Here is a 14,365-nt window from a genome sequence, read left to right as displayed (position 1 = left end):
TTCCTGAATGATATGGACGAGGTTGTGGATGGTGATGGAGTGAAGCCAAATGCGGCCAGGGCCGGTCAATTGGACCATGTACAGGCCATCGCCGCCGAAAAACATGTTCGTCACGCCTTGCATCGCTTGTACTCGGTAGTCGACCGACGATGTGAATGCCGCGATGTGGCCAGGATGGACGAGAAGGCGTTCGCCTGGGGCGAGATCGCGTTCCACCACTTCGCCGTCCACGGAAATGAAGCACGTGCCGTCGCCGTCGAGGTACATGAACACCAGTCCGTTGCCGCCGAGAAAGCGTCCTAGGTTGAGTGTCGCTTCGACGCCGAAGTCGACCTGATCTTCCGCGCAGAGAAAAGCGTGCCTTTGAGCAATGATCCTGCCGTACTGGCGCAGCGAAAGCGGCAGGATGTGGCCGGGCAGCCGCGTCGTAAACTGCACCGTTTCTTGTCCGTGCTGTGCGTGAAAGTAGTTGAGAAACAGGCTGTTTCCACTAAACGCCCGCCGGAACATACCGCCCAAACCGCCGGGTGCGCGTGTCTCCATTCTGGTTCCCGGCGTCATCGACAGCAGGCAGCCAGCCTCCGAAAATATCGTTTCTCCCGGTTGAAGGCGCACCTCAAGCATCTGCATCGTCGATCCATGAATCTGGTATTCCATCTCAATCACGGCTCCCTTTCTCGTCGTCCAACGAAGGCACAGGGGTATTTTACCATGATCCTATCCTCACGGGATGGTCCGTTTTCATAGAAATGAACAAGCGCGATCGGACAGCAGCCTCTTGGCCGTGCGTCCGATCGCGCTTGTTCGGTTTAATCTGTGCAGGCTTGATCAGTCCGATTAAGCCGGATTTTCGTTGCCGGCTTGTTCGCCTGTGCCAGCGGCGTCTTCGAAGAATTCGCGCCCCTTCAGGCCGATTTCCGGCAGGAAGAACGAACCCAGGAACGCCAGCGCCGCGAATACGATACCGAGCAAGAACAAGTTATGCACACCATAGGTCAAGGCCACTTTGATGGCGTGAATAAACTCGTGGTACAGTGTGACGCCTTGTGCGCCATATTTGGTAAACTCCGTTTGAATGGCTTGCTGCGCTTGGCTTGTGAGCAAATCTTGCGGTTTCACGTTGCCCATTTTGGCGAGCACCGGTTTCAATGGGGCCGGCATGGCCGTCGTGAGCCGGTGGTTCAAGCCATTGTTCAACACGGCGCCGAAGATGGGAGACGCAATCACGCCGCCAAGCGACTGCACGAACTGCTGCGTCGAGTTCACGGTGCCCATCATCTTGTACGGAAACGCGTTCTGTACGGCCAGGTTGAGAATCGGCATCAGGGCTCCGATACCCAGGCCAAGCACGATCATGTAGACAATGACGATCGGATATTTCGTATTGACGTTCATCGTCGCCAGCAGAATCATGCCAACGACCATCACCGCGCCGCTGACGTTGGCCAGCCGAACGTATTTCCCGGTTTTCGTCATCCACTGACCGGAGATGATGCTGCCGCCGATAAACGAAATCATCATCGGCGTCAGAATGAGGCCGCTGTTTTGGGCGTTGAGTCCAATCACGCCCTGCACGTACGTCGGCAGATACATCAGGCTGCCGAACATAGCCATGGACATGAAGACGCCAAGAATCAATGTCATCGAGAAAATTCGCGTGTTGAACAGACTTGGATTGAGAATCGGATCGGCCGCTCTGCGCTCCCACAGAATGAACAGGAGTAGCACGATCACGCCGCCAACCAACAGCGTGATAATCTCCCAAGATCCCCACGCATACTTGTCACCGCCCCAGGTGAACGCGAGCAGGATGGGGACCAGGCCAACCACCATGATGAAGGTGCCGAAGATATCCAGCTTGACTTCGTGACCTGCGCGCACGCGCGGCAGCGAGTAGATGACGCCAATGAGTGCCAGAAGCGCGAACGGAAGGTTAATGTAGAATACCCACCGCCAGCTGAACGAGTCGGTAATCCAGCCGCCGAGCAACGGACCAATAATGGAAGAGAGACCGAAAACCGCGCCGATCGCGCCCATCCAGCGTCCGCGTTCCTTCGGATTGAAGATATCGCCGATGGTCGCTCTGGGCATGCTCATCATTGCGCCAGCGCCAATGCCTTGCACACCGCGGGCGATGACGAGTTCGAGCATCGTATGGGCCGCCCCGGAAATCGCGGAACCGACGCCGAACATCACAAGACCGAAGATGTAAAACGGCTTCCGTCCGTAGACGTCGGACAACTTCCCATAGATGGGAACCGTAATGGCAGAAGCCATCATATACGCGCTGAACAACCATGAATAGAGGCTGAGGCCGTTCAGTTTGGAAATGATTGTCGGGATAGCGGTCGTGACGACCGTTTGATCCATCGACGCAAAAAACATCGTCAACATGACTGTAGCAAGTGCCCACCATTTGCGTTGACCGGTGATTTGATTGGTCGTTTGGACTTGCGCTGCATTCGTCGACACAATCTGAACCTCCACTCATCTTGTATATTGTTTTAGTCGTTAAAAAGCATACACGCGATAATCATTCTCCGCAACCCCTATTTGCTGTGATATACATTCTATAATGGGAAAAGCGGAAAGGGGGGTTCACTACGCCTACCGTCAGAGACGTCATTGGGAAAATGCTCACGTTGATGGAGCCTGTCCAAGGGAACGTCGACGCAACTGTGGACAGGTTGTATTTTGGCACAGATGATGCCACCGTAGTCGGAGTCGCCACGATGTTCATGCCAACGCGGGCTGCATTGGAGCAAGCCTATATGCGCGGGCTGAACCTGATTGTCGCGCACGAATCCCCGTTCTATCAACATCGGGGAGACATCGTCGGTTTTCCGACTGATCCGGTGTGTCGCGACAAGCGATCGTGGCTTGAGCATACGGGGCTTCACTTGTATCGTCTCCACGATCACATGCATCGCCGCAATCCCGACTATATCGTCGAAGGCATACTTCGCGAACTGGGCTGGGAACAACATTGGTGTCTCGACGAAACCCCGCCCGCTCCGACGCTTCACATTCCGCCGCTCACCATTCCGACGATGCGGATGCGCGACGTGATCGAGCTGGTGAAACGCGCCCTGTCGATCCCGGCGGTGCGCGCCGTCGGCGATCTCAATCTGCCCTGCTCCCGCATCGCCGTCCTGCCAGGCTACTGCGGTGGCGGCGCAAATGCGATTCCGTACCTGCGCGAAGCGAATGTCGATCTCGTCATCGCCGGCGAGGGCCCGGAGTGGGAAACGCCTGAGTATGTTCGCGACGCGGCAGCCCAAGGACAGCCGAAAGGGTTGATTGTACTTGGGCATCAACAGAGTGAAGCCATCGGAATGAAGTATCTTGCGTCGAGCCTGCAATTGCTGTTTCCCGAAATTCCTGTGGAATTCATCCAGAACGATCCGCTGTTCGAAGTTGTCTAGCCATTGGATTGACCGCCGAGTCCATCGACCGTCTAGTCCATCGACGAAAGCCATCGGCATCCGTGGATAGGAACGGCCTATCCACCTGTCGGTAAAGCCGCGAAGCCGCCTAGTCACACTGCCATCATGACAGGTTTGTGACGGGCGGCTTCGTGCATATCGCCTTTTGCGGACACCGAGTGTCGCGAACCGTAGGACCGTAGATTAGAAGTTGAAGTTGTCGGGATCGGCCCCAAATCGCTTGTTTTGATTGAGGCTGTCCAGCTTCGCCATATCCTCTTCACTCAACTCAAAGTCGAAAATACCTGCGTTTTCCACGATCCGCGCTTGACGAACGGACTTCGGAATCGTCACGACTTCATGCTGCAAATCCCATCGGAGAACGATCTGCGCTGGCGTTTTGCCGTAGTGTTTCGCGAGTTCTTGCAACACTGGCAAGTCGAGGTGCCCCTGCATCAACGGACTCCACGCTTCCAGTTGAATACCGTGTTCTTTGCAGAACGCCCGCAGTTCGGTCTGCGTAAGGAGCGGATGGAACTCGACTTGGTTGACGGCGGGAACGATGGTGCCGTGCTCCAAGATGTCTTTCAAGTGGTGAACTTGGAAATTGCTCACGCCGATGCTCTTGACGCGGCCTTCCTTATACAGTGTTTCGAACGCTTTCCACGTCTCTATGTACTTGCCTTTCACTGGCCAGTGAATGAGGTAAAGATCCACATAATCCAGTTGAAGCCGCTTCAAGCTCTCTTCGAAAGCCCGGAGCGTGCTGTCGTAGCCCTGTTCCGAATTCCACAGTTTCGTCGTGATGAACAGGTCTTCCCGTGGCAGACCCGAGCGCTTGATTGCGTTGCCGACTCCTGCTTCGTTGCCGTAGATGGCCGCGGTATCGATGTGTCGATAGCCTGCGTCAAGGGCGTATTGAATAGCCTGTTCCACGGCTTCGCCGTCCGGGGTTTGCCATACGCCAAGACCAAACCACGGCATTTTGACACCGTTGTTGAGTGTTGTCGTGTCCGCTACGTGTTTCGCTGTCATCGGTTAACCTCCTAGGAAGTAGATTCGACATCAAGTATATTATATAGGACAGTCTGTGCTAAAAGAATGGAAACTTTCAAAAAGAATGTTACTCACAAATGGTTTGAGTGTTTTGCCGGTGGCCAGGAGGCGGAGGGCCGGGAGGCGTTAGGGCGAATAGGCGTGGGGCCGGGAGGCGTTAGAGCGAATAGGCGGCTGTCAGGCGCTTATTTCGGCGAATCGGCCAGCTCGACGGCAAAATAAGCGTCTCCGAGATGCTTATTTGGCGCCGAGGCCCCTGAAATGGAGTGAGTGAAGCCGCTTAAGCGTCTGTGGACCGCTTATTCGGCGCGAATCAGACGATTCGACATACTTAAGCGGCGTAGGGCGGCTTATTCGCCTCCGATCGCGTATCGCCTCCGATCGCGCATCGCCTCCGATCGCGTATCGCCTCCGATCGCGCATCGCCTCCGATCGCGCATCGCCTCCGTTCGCGATCGCCTCCGATCGCGCATCGCCTCCGATCCCGCGCCGCGCCCGTGGGACCGACGCGGCGTACGACCGGCGAATGACCGCAATCTATCGCGATATATGGAGTGATTCCGCTGGTTGCAGCAACTGCCGCAGAATTCGATACGCGTGACATGACACGAACGGACGCCGAACAGATTGCCAATTGGCAATATCCAGAGCCTTATCGAATGTACAACATGGACGGAACGCCCGAGGCAATTGAGGAACTTCTGAATAGATCGTACATGGCCGTCGACCTGCTCGGTCCATTGGGTCGCCGAGACCGGACGTTGTTCGGTTTCTATTGCGTGGGTGTGCCGGCGCAGGTGCCTGGGATGCATCCATCAGGGGCTTACGATTCGGGCGAAGGGGACGTGATCGATCTCGGACTTGGCATGCGGCCCGACGCCACTGGCCAAGGATTCGGCGACGCATTCCTGACGCATATTCTGCGGGATATCGCGGCAAGCCATCCGGGTGCGCCCGTTCGCCTGACGGTTGCTCAATGGAATGCGCGAGCCATCCGTTTGTATGAAAAGCATGGTTTCCGGTTGTCGGGCGTCTATATGAAAGGGAACGTCGCATTCCAGGTGATGTACCGAAATTGCTGAAGTCGGTTCACTTGAATGGGCAGTCAAGTTCAATCGAGTTCAATCGAGCCAAAGGTCCTCGCTCGCGCCAACGTGCCAACGCGCCGATTGGAGGAATCCGTTCAACCTGTCGCGAAAATGACTCGATATGTCAATTTGGGAACCGATTGGGGACACGACACGGTCGGACAAGGGGATAAGCCGCATGGACATCTCAATAAGGTTGTTGACGCCAGAGGATGCGCAGTCTTATCGATCTCTGCGGTTGGAGGCGTTGAGTCGGCATCCAGAAGCATTTCTCACTTCAGCGGAGGAGTTTGCGGCGAGATCGCTGGAGCAAATCGCCGATTCGTTGTCTCCGTCGACGCACGTTCGCACGTTTGGCGCATTTTTGGAAGATTCTTCGTTGGTCGGCATGGTGACACTGGTCAGAGAACGGTCCGCCAAGGCGTCGCATATTGCTGACGTCGTGGGGATGTACGTGACGGATTCGCAGAGGCGCCGCGCCATTGGCACGCGGTTATTGGCGGCGTTGATTGACGTCGGGCGATCCATGCCTGGATTGGAGCAGTTGCGGCTGTCTGTCAATCGCGAAAATCGTTCCGCGCTGGGTCTCTATCAAAAAGTGGGTTTCCAAGTATACGGTACAGAGCCGCGGGCGATTAAATGGATGGAATCCTACTGGGATGAGGCTCATATGATATTGTTTCTGGACGATGTATCCTTGACGGAATAACGTGTCTGAGGCTCGCCGCCTCGCGAAAGCGTATTGCATCTGGTGGTAATCTTGGTTGCTTGAGACGGCAGAGGGGTCATTGAGATGATCAATGGACTGAAAGTGAGAGGTCCTTTCGATTTTGAAAAGGCGATTCGGCGTCCGCTCGCGCGTCCGTCGAAGCTGTTCATCGTCCGAATGGATGATGTTTCGTATACACGAGCCATTCGAGTCCAGTCTCGAGCGATTCCAGTCACGGTGTCGGTGACACCGTCGCACGACGATGTCGTCCTCCATTGGACCATGCCGGACGATGTGTCGTTTGAAGAATCCATGCATATTGAGACCACCATTCGCCGTATGTTCTGCGTCGATGAAGATGTCGAGGCGTTCTATGAAACGATGTCGCGGCGGCCGATGTGGAATGAACTCATCAATCGATTCTACGGCCTGCGCCCAATTCTGGACGGGGATTTGTTCGAGTCGATGGTGAACGTGATTATCGGTCAGCAGTTGAACGTCAAGTTCGCTTCGACGCTCGTCGAGCGGTTGATCGACTTGGGGGATGAACGCGTCGAGTGGGAAGGCAGCACCCTTGCCGTGTTTCCTTCTCCCGAACGCGTCGCGAGTTGGGCTTATGAAGACTTGCGCGCCTTGTCGTTCAGCCAGCGCAAGGCTGAGTACGTGATCGACTTCGCCAGAGCGGTCGTCGATGGCCGGGTCAATCTGTCGAAGCTCTGGACGGCGACCGAAGAGGAGATCTACGAGACGCTGCTTCCATTGCGGGGCATTGGCCGCTGGACCGTCGAGTGTGTTCTTCTCTTTGGTTTGGGGCGGCGCGACGTGCTGCCGGCGGCGGACATCGGGTTGCAAAACGCGATTCACAAGCTGTACGGGATCACACCCCGCCCGGACGAAGATGAGGTGCGGCGGCTCGCGGAACTGTGGCGTCCGTGGCGCAGTTGGGCTACGTATTACTTGTGGCAAAGCTTGAACGAATGACAGGAGTGAACAGATTTGTACATTCCCAAGCCTTTTCAGATGACTGAGCCCGAAGCAATCGATTTTATTCTGTCCAACTCGTTCGGCATGCTCATTTCCTCGACCGCAGACTATCCACTGACAACGCACGTTCCTTTCGTGTTCGATCCGGCCTCGCGGACCGTCATTACCCATGTGGCTCGCGCGAATCCACATTGGCACCAAGTGGACGGGCGGCCCGTGACCTTGGCGGTTTCCGGCCCTCACGCGTATATTTCCCCAACCTGGTATGGCATCGACGCGTCGGTTCCGACGTGGAACTATGTCACTGCGCAGATTCAAGGGGTCTGTCGGGTTGTCGACGACCACGAGGAACTCGAGCAGATCTTGGATCGGACCGTGCGCTATTTCGATCCCACTTCAGGGTTGCCGTCGCGGGCAGGTGAGTCGTTTTACCAGACCATGATGAAGGCGATTGTGGGCCTGCGGATCGATGTCACGCAGATTGAAGGTGCCGCGAAATTGAGTCAAAACAAAGCGGAGGAGGTTCGGCAGCGGGTGATCGAACGCTTGCAATCGTCGGATGCCGCTATGGACCGCGATGTCGCCCGGTGGATGGAGGCCGTTCGCCGCAGGTAGTTTGGCCCTGGAAGCGAGGCGGGGCAGGGGGCGTGTTTTTTTTGTCTGGCCGTCGTTTGGTTGTAACACAAACGTGGGCGGAATCGTCAAAAATCATAGGTCTCATCCACATCGGATCTGATTCAATTTGGGAAAGTGGTGTAATCCAATGGCTAAAGTTCGACGCAACATCTGGACCTCCTTGATGGCGATTCCCGCGGCAACCATTCTGATGGCGAATTTCACGCACATCGACGCTGCGACAACAGCGGCCGCTTCGGCACCGAGTCATGGTGCGCGCAGTGCGACGATCCAAGTGAACGGACACGTCTTTGCCTCGAATGTCCCGTTCGTCGTGTCGCATGGGACGGCGTACGTGCCTTTGGCGACGGCGATTCACGCGATGCAGGCGATGGGCGCAAACGTCGTGTACGCCAACGACGAATTGCTCATCGACAATCTCTCCTATGAAAGCCGTACGCTCTATGCCCAACCGGCGGATACCATCGCGATCGCGAACGGAGCGTACGTCAATTCCAGCGTGCCTATCAAATCTGTCGCTGTCGACGGCAAGATGCAGACGTATGTGCCCATTTGGTACATCAATCAAGCGCTGACGCAGGGCAATACCGGCTACATGACAAGTTGGAAACACAGCGAATGGTCCTTGGACAACGACGCGATGGGCCCGCCGAGTGAGGCCGAGATCGAACAAGTGATGGCAAGCGCCAGCGAGGCGAACGACACGGGCGAACATTTCGCACTTGGCGGCACTCCGGTCACGGTCCGCGCAAGCAATGGCGACTCAATCACCGCTGCCGTCGGTATGCGCAGTCCGACGGCGGACGGATATGGGCAAGTCGTCTTCCTGTTCCACAACCAGCAGTTCGTCGGGCTCGATTCCAACGTGGAGAAGTCGCAGATCGAGTCCATTCAGCCATTGGCTTCCGGCATGGGCTTTCGCGTCAAATACGCCAATTACGCACCGAGTGATCCGATGGTCGCCCCGTCGCTTCCGCCTGTGACGGTGGACTACACCTGGGATGGATCGACGTTCAACAGCAGTGCGGAAATTCCGACAGGGGCGGAACTCGGGAACGTCCGCGTGAACGTGGGCGCCGTGAGCGCAGCCAGCGTCTCGGCGCAGGACAGCGTGCCCGCCATCGCCAAGACCACCGTCGCGAAAGCCCTGCCAAAAGGCGCGGTCTTGATCACCCCACCAGGGGCCAGTTCGCCGTATGTTCCCGTCGATTTCGACGGCAACGGGCAGTTCGCGTACGCGTGCGCCTACCGCGGCCCCTCGGGGCTCGAGTGCATCGTCGTTGGGCTGAAGGGGGACCAGTGGGGGACGCTGTGGCAAGGTAAGAGTGAGGGTTCGCAATTGCGCGTGCTGGATGCCGGCGACATGACGGGCGATGCGACGAATGAACTCGTGTTCGCGGCCTATGTCGGCGACGGCGCGGACGACGTGTATGTGCTGAAGGATTTGAAGAGCGGCGTCAAGACTGTCTATCATGGACTTGGCATGGTCGACATCGGCGACTTCAACGGTCTTGGCCAGATGGAAATTGCGCAGTGGTCACATGATACCGGACCCATCGAGAACATCCAAATCTATGCGTGGAATTCGGCGAAACAGACGTATTCTCCGGCTACCAACGCCGATTTCCCCTTGTATTTCGGCAACGTGTCGCTGGCGTACGACACCGCGGAAGAGCTCAGTTCCATCGCGAAGGGTGCGCCGAAGATGATTGATGATCTCCTCGCGGCGACGTACGAGGACATGGGGGATTACGCAAAAGCGGCAACCACCGCGAACGCGGCGCTGCAACTGCCTGCGCAAGATTACCCAGGCAATGCAACGTTTCAGGCCATTGCAAAGACATCGAATCAAGATGAAAATGGGGTCAAGACGTACCAGCAATTGCCCGCGTCTGTGAAGCAGAATGTCGATGCCGTGATCAACCAGTACAGCGGCTTCGTTACGGCGCTGGCGGAAGCGACGCCAATGGTCTCATTGGACAGCAGCGGGACATACCTGGTCAACGTCATAGGCGCATTTCATTCGTCGGATCCGAATTCGTTCAAGACCGCAGTGGAATTGTCTTTCTCCGTCGACGCGTCCGGTCTTGTCCAAGGATCGTTGGTGGCGAAGGATTCATTCGGCCAAACCGTCTGGACGGACTGAGCGATTCGCTGATTGGGCAGCTTGAATGCGCGAACTTGACCATGGGGAGTGGCAATGCGAATGAAAGTGCTGTTTATTGGTGGAACGGGATTGATTTCGCAAGCTGTTTCGAGATACGCCGTTGAGCAGGGCATCGAGTTGGTGCTCTTCAACCGCGGCGAGCGCGCGGATTTTGCGCCGCAAGGATGTCGGGTCATTCAGGGAGATATCCGCAATGTCGACGCTGCGAAGACCGCGATCACGGGCGAACACTTTGACGCCGTGGTCGACTGGATTGCGTTTACACCGGAACATGCTGCCGCGGATGTTGAGTTGTTTCGGGGGAAGACGGATCAGTACGTGTACATCAGCAGCGCCTCCGCCTATCAAAAGCCGTTGTCGCACTACTTGGTCACGGAGTCGACGCCGCTTGCCAATCCGTATTGGCAATATTCGCGCGACAAGATCGCGAGTGAAGAGCTGCTGCTGAACGCATACCGGACAGAAGGGTTCCCGGTGACCATCGTTCGACCGTCGTTTACATACGGGGACACGATGATCCCGGCCGCGCTGAACAGTTGGCAGCATCCGTGGTCGATTGTGGATCGGATGCGGCGGGGTAAACCGGTGATTGTGCACGGCGATGGCTCCTCGCTCTGGACGTTGACGCACAATACCGACTTCGCAAAAGGGTTTGTGCCGCTGCTGGGACATGCTCAGGCCATCGGACACGCGTTTCATATCACGTCTGATGAAGTATTGACTTGGGATCAGATTTATTTGGAGATTGGCCGCGCGGCAGGGGTTGAGCCGAACTTGGTTCACATCTCGTCGGAGTTTATCGTGGCGTGTTCTCCGGAATATGAGGGTGGCTTGCTTGGAGATAAAGCCGTGAGCGCTGTGTTCGACAATTCGAAAATCAAGCGTTTTGTACCCAATTACTGCGCGACGGTGACGTTTGCGGAAGGCATTCGCAGAACCTTGCGATGGTTTGAGGCGCATCCCGAGCGGCAAACCGTCGATGAGAACTGGAACCTGGAAATGGACAGAATCATCGCGGCACACCAATCTGGCATGCCGCGTGCAGCGAAGTAGGGAGCGAGTCAGGGCAGCATGTCGCGCATGCCGGGCCAGTGCATCCAGATGTCTTTCATCGGGGCCCGCCAGTCGTCCGCGTGGCGCACGTGCGACAGGCGGAAGAAAATGGCGTATCGGATATTGGGCGACAGATTCGGGCCGATTCCGTGCGCCAGTTGATAGTGCGCGAGAATGACGTCGCCCGCCCTGCCTTTGACCGCGATCGGCTCAGGCATATCGATGGGCGGCAGTCCGTTCAACAGGCTGTCCGGACCATGCTCCCGGAAATAGGATTCATACTGGTGGTGTGTACCCGGCCAGACGGTGAAGTTGCCAGCGAGATCGGTCGTCACGTCGCTGAGCAGGATTCCAACCAGCATCGTGAAGTTTTGGATGGTGCCTTCCTTGACACCGTTGGTCGGTGAGTACATGCCGTCGAGGTGGGGGCGCGCGGCGGGGGCTGGATCGGTCATGGTCGGAAAGCGCAGGGCAATCTGGCCGTGTGTCACAGGGCGAATCTGATCGCGGCCAAGCAGCGATTCACACAACGACCACGCAGGCGTTCCGTTCAACAGGTCCGTAATGACCGGGTCGCCCTGCAGTTCGCGGCAGAAGGATTGCGCGCGAAAGATGGCGATTTGGTTCGGATCGATCCCCTCGCCAAGCGAATGGTTGATACTTTGCAAGGCTTTGTCGATCATGATTTTCGGGATCACGCCAGGGATGCACGTGAATCCATCCACGTACAGTTGCTTCTTCTGGGCAAACGTCAGCTCCATTCGATCTCGACTCCTCCTGTACGAAAAATCGTCCCTCATACAGGCTACGCGCGCCGCCCACAAAAAGCATTGGACTAACCTGTTCTTTCGATCCCGCATGCGATCCATTTACGGGGTGTCTCACGGGCGGTCCAGCGGTGTGTCAAGCGCGTCGACCGCTGCCTCCAGCACCATCGCGGCCTGTCGCAACTGCTCCCACTCGATGACGTCGCCGATATCGTCTCGATAGTCTTCCAGCATCTCGAGACACAACGTGAGTTTCCAGGACAATTCGGCCAGCGTGTCGACAATCACCTGCCGTTCCTGCGCCTCCGCCATCGCAAGGTCGGCTTGGTCAGCGCTATCCTCTTCGCCCTCGTCAGCTTCGTCATGATCGTCTTCTGCCTCATCCTCATCCACTTCCGTCTCGCCAAGGATTTGCAAGAACAGCTCCGTTTCATCCAGGTGATCCATGAAGAGTACACCATCGAGGTGATCCACCTCATGACAGATGATCCGCGCCAGCAATCCTTCGGCTTCCAGGCGGATCGGTTCGCCGCGGCCGTCCGTTGCCTCAAGTGTCACAAATTGCGGCCGCGTGATTCGCAGCGTGTGTTCTGGGAAGCTCAGGCATGATTCATAACCTTCAGCCGATCCGCTTTGTTCCACAATCACCGGATTCACAAATTCCTGAACGCCATGTCCGATATCGATCACGAACACTCGTCGATGGACACCAATCTGTGGCGCTGCCAATCCGAGTCCGCGGTTGGCAGTCACTGTGTCTCGAAGATCCGCAATCAGCTCAGCCAAATCGTCGTCATAACTTGAAACGGGGGTGGAGATCTGCCGAAGTTCCAGAATATCGCCTTGGAGAATCGTTTTCTTGGCCACGGGTTACCCTCCTGTTCGCTACTCTAAGAGATGCAGGATTGCGCGAATCGGGGAGGACGAATGTCCTCGTGACGCCTGCCCGTTTCGAATTGTTTCGTCGAGTCATATCCCTGCCAAAAGGAGTGATCTGGGTGATCGCCATTCGACGTGGGGCCGAACTGGATAAAATTCGCGCTTGTGGACGTGCCAACGAGATCGTCCACAACGCAGTCAAGGACGCCGTACAAGTGGGAGTCTCGACGAGTGAGCTGGACGAGATTGCGGCACGAGCCATGCACGATCTCGGCGCAACATCGTCTATTCGAGATGTATACGATTTTCCGGGCGCCATCTGCGTGTCTGTTAATGCGGAGGTCGGGCACGGAGTGCCCGGACCATACGTTCTTCGTGAGGGCGACGTCGTGAAGGTGGACATCAGTCTCGAACTGGACGGCTTCCACACCGACTCCGCCCGTACCTATTGCGTCGGCGCCGTGCCGCGGGCAGCCGAAGCGACCGGTCTGATTGATTCCGCTTGGCGGGCTCTGCAGGCCGGGATCGATCAAGCGGTGCACGGTCGGCGCTGTTCCGACATTTCCGCAGCCATTGCTGCGGAGGTCCGTGGCGCAGGCTATACGATCCTCCGCCACGCCTTCGGCCACGGCATCGGGGAACAACTCCACGAATCGCCTTCCATCGCAAATTTTGGACCGCCCAACATGGGGCCGAGGCTTCGCGCAGGCATGGTGCTGGCGATTGAACCGGTTGTGGCTATACGCAGCAAGCGGGCATTGCGCCGCGGGCCATGGACCGATGTGACTGAACTTGGCGATCTCAGCGCACACGTGGAGGACACGATCATCGTCGGCGAAGGTGCGGCCGAGATCGTCACGAGACAAGCGACCAAAGAGGATGTCGATGCAGCCAGGTGCCGTCTGCCGGGGACCGATTGTTGGCTGCGGCCCTTTGTGTCGTCGGACGCTGCAAAGCTCGTCGAAATGGCCGCCGCCGAGATGGATCCGATTTTGATTGAGGCCTGGGGCCGGCGCGTTCGCGAGGACGAATTGTTTGGCGGCGCCGATGGGACGGTCACGGTGGTGGAAACCGAGGACGGCGAGATCGTCGGATTCTACTCCGTCACCGAGAAGGCTGATGTCCTGCACGTGAACACCATCGTGATCGACAATCGGTATCAGGGCCGAGGCATCGGCCAAGGCGTGATGCACAAGCTCCGACAAGCCGTGGCGAAGCATCCGCGCTTGCGAAACCTCGAACTCTGTGTGCAAACGAACAACTCGAGGGCCATTCGGTTTTATGAACGCCTGGGGTTGGAACATGTCGGCAGTCCCTACGCCAACACGTACCTGATGCGTTGGGTGATTCGCGACCGTGTTGCGGAGTGACGCGGGAGATGCGGGAGATGCGGGAGATGCGGGAGATGCGGGAGATGCGGGAGATGCGGGAGATGCGGGAGATGCGGGATGCGGGATGCGGGATGCGGGATGCGGGATGCGGGATGCGGGATGCGGGATGCGGGATGCGGGATGCGGGATGCGGGATGCGGGATGCGGGATGCGGGATGCGGGATGCGGGATGCGGGATGCGGGATGCGGGATGCGGGATGCGGGAGATGC

General features: G+C 57.2%; 14 protein-coding genes. 9 read left to right on the top strand and 5 right to left on the bottom strand.

What is annotated here, in order from left to right; all coding sequences use genetic code 11:
• Both AAC01S_RS16465 and AAC01S_RS16460 read right to left on the bottom strand, forming a co-directional pair.
• Nucleotides 1-657: TIGR00266 family protein (locus AAC01S_RS16465; protein ID WP_067624995.1), on the bottom strand; the 657-nt coding region annotated here is incomplete at its 3' end.
• A 180-nt stretch (nt 658-837) separates the two neighbouring features.
• A complete protein-coding gene (locus AAC01S_RS16460; protein WP_067624992.1) occupies nt 838-2,472 on the bottom strand; it encodes an MDR family MFS transporter in 1,635 nt (544 codons plus the stop codon).
• Between the two features lie 161 nt (nt 2,473-2,633).
• Between AAC01S_RS16460 and AAC01S_RS16455 the strand changes: the two genes are divergently transcribed.
• On the top strand, nt 2,634-3,425 hold the full coding sequence (locus tag AAC01S_RS16455) for a Nif3-like dinuclear metal center hexameric protein (RefSeq protein ID WP_067624989.1): 792 nt from the start codon (nt 2,634-2,636) through the stop codon (nt 3,423-3,425).
• Nucleotides 3,426-3,629: 204 nt separating this feature from the next.
• Here AAC01S_RS16455 and AAC01S_RS16450 read toward each other — a convergent pair whose 3' ends face one another.
• The gene (locus tag AAC01S_RS16450; protein WP_067624987.1) at nt 3,630-4,460 is read right to left on the bottom strand and encodes an aldo/keto reductase; all 831 of its coding nucleotides are present in this window, start codon (nt 4,458-4,460) and stop codon (nt 3,630-3,632) included.
• Nucleotides 4,461-5,083: 623 nt separating this feature from the next.
• Between AAC01S_RS16450 and AAC01S_RS16445 the strand changes: the two genes are divergently transcribed.
• The 6 genes from AAC01S_RS16445 to AAC01S_RS16420 all read left to right on the top strand — a co-directional run bounded on the left by AAC01S_RS16445 (nt 5,084) and on the right by AAC01S_RS16420 (nt 11,118).
• The gene (locus AAC01S_RS16445; protein ID WP_157071246.1) at nt 5,084-5,563 is read left to right on the top strand and encodes a GNAT family N-acetyltransferase; all 480 of its coding nucleotides are present in this window, start codon (nt 5,084-5,086) and stop codon (nt 5,561-5,563) included.
• A 184-nt stretch (nt 5,564-5,747) separates the two neighbouring features.
• Nucleotides 5,748-6,278, top strand: a complete 531-nt coding sequence (locus tag AAC01S_RS16440) for a GNAT family N-acetyltransferase (RefSeq protein ID WP_067624980.1) — start codon at nt 5,748-5,750, stop codon at nt 6,276-6,278.
• An 84-nt stretch (nt 6,279-6,362) separates the two neighbouring features.
• On the top strand, nt 6,363-7,259 hold the full coding sequence (locus tag AAC01S_RS16435; RefSeq protein ID WP_067624977.1) for a DNA-3-methyladenine glycosylase family protein: 897 nt from the start codon (nt 6,363-6,365) through the stop codon (nt 7,257-7,259).
• 15 nt (nt 7,260-7,274) lie between these two features.
• Nucleotides 7,275-7,877 carry an FMN-binding negative transcriptional regulator gene (locus AAC01S_RS16430; protein ID WP_067624974.1) on the top strand — a complete coding sequence of 201 codons (603 nt, stop codon included), beginning with the start codon at nt 7,275-7,277 and terminating at the stop codon, nt 7,875-7,877.
• Between the two features lie 148 nt (nt 7,878-8,025).
• The gene (locus AAC01S_RS16425) at nt 8,026-10,044 is read left to right on the top strand and encodes an LppP/LprE family lipoprotein (RefSeq protein WP_067624972.1); all 2,019 of its coding nucleotides are present in this window, start codon (nt 8,026-8,028) and stop codon (nt 10,042-10,044) included.
• A gap of 60 nt (nt 10,045-10,104) precedes the next feature.
• A complete protein-coding gene (locus tag AAC01S_RS16420) occupies nt 10,105-11,118 on the top strand; it encodes an SDR family oxidoreductase (protein ID WP_067624969.1) in 1,014 nt (337 codons plus the stop codon).
• 8 nt (nt 11,119-11,126) lie between these two features.
• Here AAC01S_RS16420 and AAC01S_RS16415 read toward each other — a convergent pair whose 3' ends face one another.
• Nucleotides 11,127-11,879, bottom strand: a complete 753-nt coding sequence (locus tag AAC01S_RS16415) for a phytanoyl-CoA dioxygenase family protein (protein WP_067624966.1) — start codon at nt 11,877-11,879, stop codon at nt 11,127-11,129.
• A 120-nt stretch (nt 11,880-11,999) separates the two neighbouring features.
• Nucleotides 12,000-12,752 (bottom strand): peptide deformylase, encoded by a 753-nt coding sequence (gene def / locus AAC01S_RS19015; protein WP_083511905.1) that lies wholly within the window; start codon nt 12,750-12,752, stop codon nt 12,000-12,002.
• 131 nt (nt 12,753-12,883) lie between these two features.
• On the opposite strand from def, the gene map reads away from it, so the two are divergent.
• Nucleotides 12,884-14,134 (top strand): type I methionyl aminopeptidase, encoded by a 1,251-nt coding sequence (gene map, locus AAC01S_RS19405; RefSeq protein WP_169794080.1) that lies wholly within the window; start codon nt 12,884-12,886, stop codon nt 14,132-14,134.
• 17 nt (nt 14,135-14,151) lie between these two features.
• Nucleotides 14,152-14,365 (top strand): hypothetical protein (locus tag AAC01S_RS19400; protein ID WP_067624961.1); only part of this gene is annotated, 214 nt, incomplete at its 3' end.

Origin of the sequence: Alicyclobacillus acidiphilus NBRC 100859, assembly GCF_001544355.1 — a bacterium.
Taxonomy (GTDB): domain Bacteria; phylum Bacillota; class Bacilli; order Alicyclobacillales; family Alicyclobacillaceae; genus Alicyclobacillus; species Alicyclobacillus acidiphilus.
Note: the sequence above shows the minus strand (reverse complement) of the source record. Positions and strands in the feature narration are given on the sequence as shown.